The sequence below is a fragment of the Chitinophaga sp. genome, from assembly GCF_036566945.1.
GTDB lineage: Bacteria > Bacteroidota > Bacteroidia > Chitinophagales > Chitinophagaceae > Chitinophaga.
Map to the genome: position 1 here is coordinate 1 of NZ_DATCVJ010000459.1, position 4,424 is coordinate 4,424.

Sequence of the window (4,424 nt, forward strand, 5' to 3'; positions counted from 1 at the left end):
ATCGCTTCCATCCGCTTGTGCACCATTTTTTCGTCTATCCATTTGTGTACACGTTGTATCAGGATATCTTCATAATGCGAACGATTGAACACCTGTATCATGCCTTTTCCGGGTGCATGCTGATGTACTCTCCATAAAAAATCATGTTCCGACTCTTCTGTGCTGGGCGCTTTAAAGGAGTGTACCGTACAGCCTTGCGGGTTCAGGGTACCGGTAACATTTTTGATCACCCCATCTTTTCCGCTGGCATCCATTCCCTGTACCACCAATAGTACACTGTATTTATGCTGTGCATATAATAGGTTTTGCAGTTCATCGAGTTCTTGTAATATCTCCTGGGTTTTTGCCTTTATCTTTTCTTTATCGAGCTTTTTAGGAGCAGTCGTGCTGATAGCTGACAATTTGATTTTACTCATGTATTGCATTCTTATAAATAAATTTAACAAAATCAAATCAGAAGTGTTGCGATAACACGATTTATATTTTGCTGAATGATCCCGATACCTGCACCTTTGTAGTCGAAATCTATAACTATGCATCAACGTTTCGCTCAGTGGGGAGTTTTCATTTTGCTCTCACTCACCTGGGGCAGTTCCTTTATATTAATGAAGATTGGGCTGGAATCATTCACATCCTACCAGGTCGCCAGTTTAAGGTTGGTGGCGGCAGGTATTGCACTGTTACCTTTTTTACCAAAAGCATTACGGCAAACGCCTGTGAGTAAATTGCCGGTTATTCTGCTCTCCGGTATCCTGGGAAATGGTATTCCTGCGTTTCTTTTCTGCTTGGCAGAAACAGAAATAGACAGTTCCCTGGCAGGCATCTTAAATGCACTGACTCCTTTGATGGCTTTGTTATCCGGGATTATTCTCTTTAAAAGCCCGTTTAAAAAAGCGCAACTCACGGGGATATTTGTTGGATTGCTGGGGGTAGTTTTTCTGTTCACCTCCAAAGGTATTAATACGAACGGGCACTGGTATTACGCCTTCCTGGTTATTCTCGCAACGATTAGTTATGGGGTGAACATCAGTATTGTTCATCATCAGCTCAAGGGATTCTCCTCGCTGCAGTTGGGTTCCATTGCCATGTTTTTTTGTGCCATATGTACATTCCCGATACTTTGGTTTAGCAATTTCTTTCCACAGTTTACCCAACCCAATGCGCCATGGCGCTCTCTTTCGGCTGGTATAGTACTCGGAGTAATGGGTACGGGTGTAGCGGCGGTCCTGTTTTTTCTGCTGATCAAACGGGCAGGTTCTATGATGGCTTCTATGGTAGCATATGCGTTACCGTTAGTGGCGGTAGGTTGGGGCTTGCTGGCGCATGAATCCATCACCTGGGTGCAAATACTAAGTATGGGCATCATTTTACTGGGCGTATACCTGGTAAACCGGGCCAGCAGGGTACCAGCGTCAACTAAACTCCAGGAGCAGGCCCGGTAAGCGATAGGAATGAATCAAAAACGAAGCGGAGATACCAAATGGATAAGCATCCTTTGATATCTCCGCTTTAATATTTACCGGCTGAAAGCAGTGGTGGCTTAAATAGCCATAATTTCTTTCTCTTTCACTTCACAATGTCTGTCAATCAGCACAATATGTTTGTCGGTCATTGTTTGGATTTCTGCTTCGGCATCCTTGGCAGTGTCTTCACTTAAACCGTCTTTTTGTAATTTCTTTACCGATTCGATGGCATCACGGCGGATACTACGTACGGCTACTTTTGCCTGTTCGCCTTCGTTATTTACTCTTTTCACAAATTCCTTCCTGCGTTCTTCTGTCAGCGGTGGGAGGAATAAACGAATAATAATACCGTCATTTTGTGGATTAAGACCAATATTAGATGCGATAATAGCCCTTTCAATAGGCTGCAGCATGTTTTTTTCCCATGGTTGTATCGTCAGGGTACGTGCATCAGCAACACTCACGTTAGCTACCTGGTTCAGTGCGGTTGGCGCGCCATAATAGTCAACGAAAATACCATCCAGTATTTGCGGATTAGCTTTTCCAGCTCTGATTTTTGTAAGCTCCAATTCCAGGTGCCCGATAGCTTTTTTCATCGAGTCTGCTGCCTCATCAATGATAAGCGTTAGATCATCTTGCATAACATAAATAGTTAAGTGCGTGCAAACCTACAGGTTTTCTTTTAATCGTCAAAGTAACGCACCCGATAATGGAAGGAGAAATGCCTGCAATAAGCTTTTACAGTAAGTTATTCTGATGATTATTATTTATCCTGTAGTACACCCTCTGTTGTAACACGCAATATTTTGGTAGATTCTTTTGCGGTAGTTGCTGCTGGCTGAACAATTGGCTCAGGTATCGCCTGTACGGCCAGTTTCTTCCTACGGACCAGATATAACATACCTGTAAAAAAGGTAGCGGAACCTACAACTACCATCAGTAACCAGGTAGCTCCCATCCCCTGTAGTACAAATGCGCCCAGGATATAAGATGCATTAATAGCAACAGAAACGAGGGTGGTTTGACGGTGATTCAGTTTCAGGTCAAGCAGGTAGTGATGAATATGATTCCTGTCGGCAGAGAAAGGAGATCTTCCCTGTATCATACGTACGGCAAATACGCGTAAGGTATCAAATAAGGGCACTATCAGGATAGCAAAAGCCACTGCTGGTGTAGCCGAAATAGGCATTTTACCGACAGGATTTCCTGCCACATCAATAAATTTGAGTATCAGCACGGCATTAACCAGTCCTATCAACAGAGATCCTGTATCGCCCATGAAAATGCGGGCCGGAGAGATGTTATAAATCAGGAAACTAGCCAGCCCCCCTGCCAGTGCAAAACCTATTACGGCATAGGTAATTTCACCTACGTGCAGGAAATAAGCACCCAACACAGCACTTACCAGCAACCCAATGCTACCGGCGTGCCCGTCTACACCATCGATCAGGTTAAAGGCATTAATAACTACGATAAAGGTGAAATACGTCAGCATAAGGCTGATATTGGGAGGTAATGTATAGATTCCCATGAATCCGTACATACTGGTGATTTGCAGGTTGCCGAGGTAGATGATGGCAAAAGATGCGGCCAGCTGCCCTATTAATTTCTTTAACGGTGACAGCCCTACGATATCATCTTTCATACCAACCATGAAAATAATAAAGAATGCGGCCATCATGTACTGAAATGGCGAATTAGCCATAGCAGGTACACAGATCGCAGCTGCAATTATAAATCCGGAGAAAAAACCGATTCCCCCGAGCGTTGGTATACGCTGTTTGTGCGTCTTTCGTTCGTCCGGTTCGTCGTATAGATGCTTTAATTCCGCGACTCTGATTAGTATTGGAATCGAAAAATAGGTAACCACAAAACTTAGGACGGTAGCAATTAATACATTCTCCATTAGTGGGGCTTAATTGTGCAAAGATATTAATTTCAATGAAATGTGAAAAGAAACGTTAAAAAAATCAACTTTTTTAATACTTTGAGATCGCAAAAAAAAAGTTCAACAGCCACAAATTCTACGAAATTCTATTAGTTTTGCGGCACAAAAATTAACAACTATCATGCCACAGCTCAAAGATATTGCTACTCAGGTCAGAAGAGATATTGTACGGATGGTACATGGTGTTCAAAGCGGACATCCCGGAGGATCATTAGGTTGTGCAGACTTCTTAACTGCACTGTATTTCAAGGTAATGGATCATAAGCCTGAACCTTTTGATATGGACGGTAAAAACCAGGATCTGTTTTTCCTCTCCAACGGTCATATATCTCCTGTTTTCTACAGTGCCCTGGCTCGTTCAGGATACTTTCCTGTACAGGAACTGAGTACTTTCCGCAAGCTGAATTCCCGCCTGCAGGGTCATCCCACCACACACGAACACTTACCAGGTGTACGTATTGCCTCCGGCTCCCTGGGCCAGGGCATGAGCGTGGCTATAGGTGCAGCACTCGCAAAAAAACTGAATAACGATAAAAACCTGGTGTTCTCCCTGCACGGAGATGGCGAACTGGAAGAAGGACAGATCTGGGAATCTGTAATGTTTGCACCACACCATAAAGTAGATAACCTGATCATCACCGTGGATCTTAACGGCCAACAAATAGATGGGACTACTGATGACGTTGCCGGATTAGGCGATGTAGGTGCTAAATTCGAAGTATTCGGATGGCACGTACTCCATATGAATGGCAATGATATGGATGATGTTGTAGCTACCCTCGAAAAAGCTAAAGGCTTGACTGGTCAGGGCAAACCTATTGCTATCATCATGAAAACCGTCATGGGCCAGGGAGTTGACTTCATGGAAGGACACCACGAATGGCATGGTATCGCTCCGAGCGACGAACAACTGGCCAAAGCACTGGCACAGTTGCCAGAAACACTGGGTGACTACTAAACGTCAGTCTTAAAAAAGTTAAAAGGGATCGTATAATTGTTATACGATCCCTTTT

The 4,424-nt window shown here is 43.7% G+C and carries 4 protein-coding genes and 1 pseudogene; 2 read left to right on the top strand and 3 right to left on the bottom strand.

Features of this window, described 5'->3' with window-relative positions; translation table 11 throughout:
- Positions 1 to 416: pseudogene (locus tag VIP81_RS14140) on the bottom strand (polyphosphate kinase); the annotation flags it as partial.
- A 117-nt stretch (positions 417 to 533) separates the two neighbouring features.
- Between VIP81_RS14140 and VIP81_RS14145 the strand changes: the two are divergent.
- On the top strand, positions 534 to 1,442 hold the full coding sequence (locus VIP81_RS14145) for a DMT family transporter (RefSeq protein ID WP_331961696.1): 909 nt from the start codon (positions 534 to 536) through the stop codon (positions 1,440 to 1,442).
- A 98-nt stretch (positions 1,443 to 1,540) separates the two neighbouring features.
- Here the strand turns inward: VIP81_RS14145 and frr are convergent, their stop codons facing one another.
- Both frr and VIP81_RS14155 read right to left on the bottom strand, forming a co-directional pair.
- A complete protein-coding gene (gene frr, locus VIP81_RS14150; protein WP_331961699.1) occupies positions 1,541 to 2,104 on the bottom strand; it encodes a ribosome recycling factor in 564 nt (187 codons plus the stop codon).
- A gap of 122 nt (positions 2,105 to 2,226) precedes the next feature.
- A complete protein-coding gene (locus tag VIP81_RS14155; protein ID WP_331961702.1) occupies positions 2,227 to 3,144 on the bottom strand; it encodes an MraY family glycosyltransferase in 918 nt (305 codons plus the stop codon).
- A gap of 388 nt (positions 3,145 to 3,532) precedes the next feature.
- Here VIP81_RS14155 and VIP81_RS14160 point away from each other — a divergent pair, with 388 nt between their 5' ends.
- On the top strand, positions 3,533 to 4,369 hold the full coding sequence (locus tag VIP81_RS14160) for a transketolase (RefSeq protein ID WP_331961705.1): 837 nt from the start codon (positions 3,533 to 3,535) through the stop codon (positions 4,367 to 4,369).
- The last annotated feature ends 55 nt before the right edge of the window (positions 4,370 to 4,424 follow it).

What these genes read in the sequence shown, in the direction of transcription:
- frr (WP_331961699.1), bottom strand. Translation starts at nt 2,104, where the DNA reads ATGCAAGATGATCTAACGCTTATCATTGATGAGGCAGCAGACTCGATG.
- VIP81_RS14155 (WP_331961702.1), bottom strand. Translation starts at nt 3,144, where the DNA reads ATGATGGCCGCATTCTTTATTATTTTCATGGTTGGTATGAAAGATGAT.
- VIP81_RS14145 (WP_331961696.1), top strand. Translation starts at nt 534, where the DNA reads ATGCATCAACGTTTCGCTCAGTGGGGAGTTTTCATTTTGCTCTCACTC.
- VIP81_RS14160 (WP_331961705.1), top strand. Translation starts at nt 3,533, where the DNA reads ATGCCACAGCTCAAAGATATTGCTACTCAGGTCAGAAGAGATATTGTA.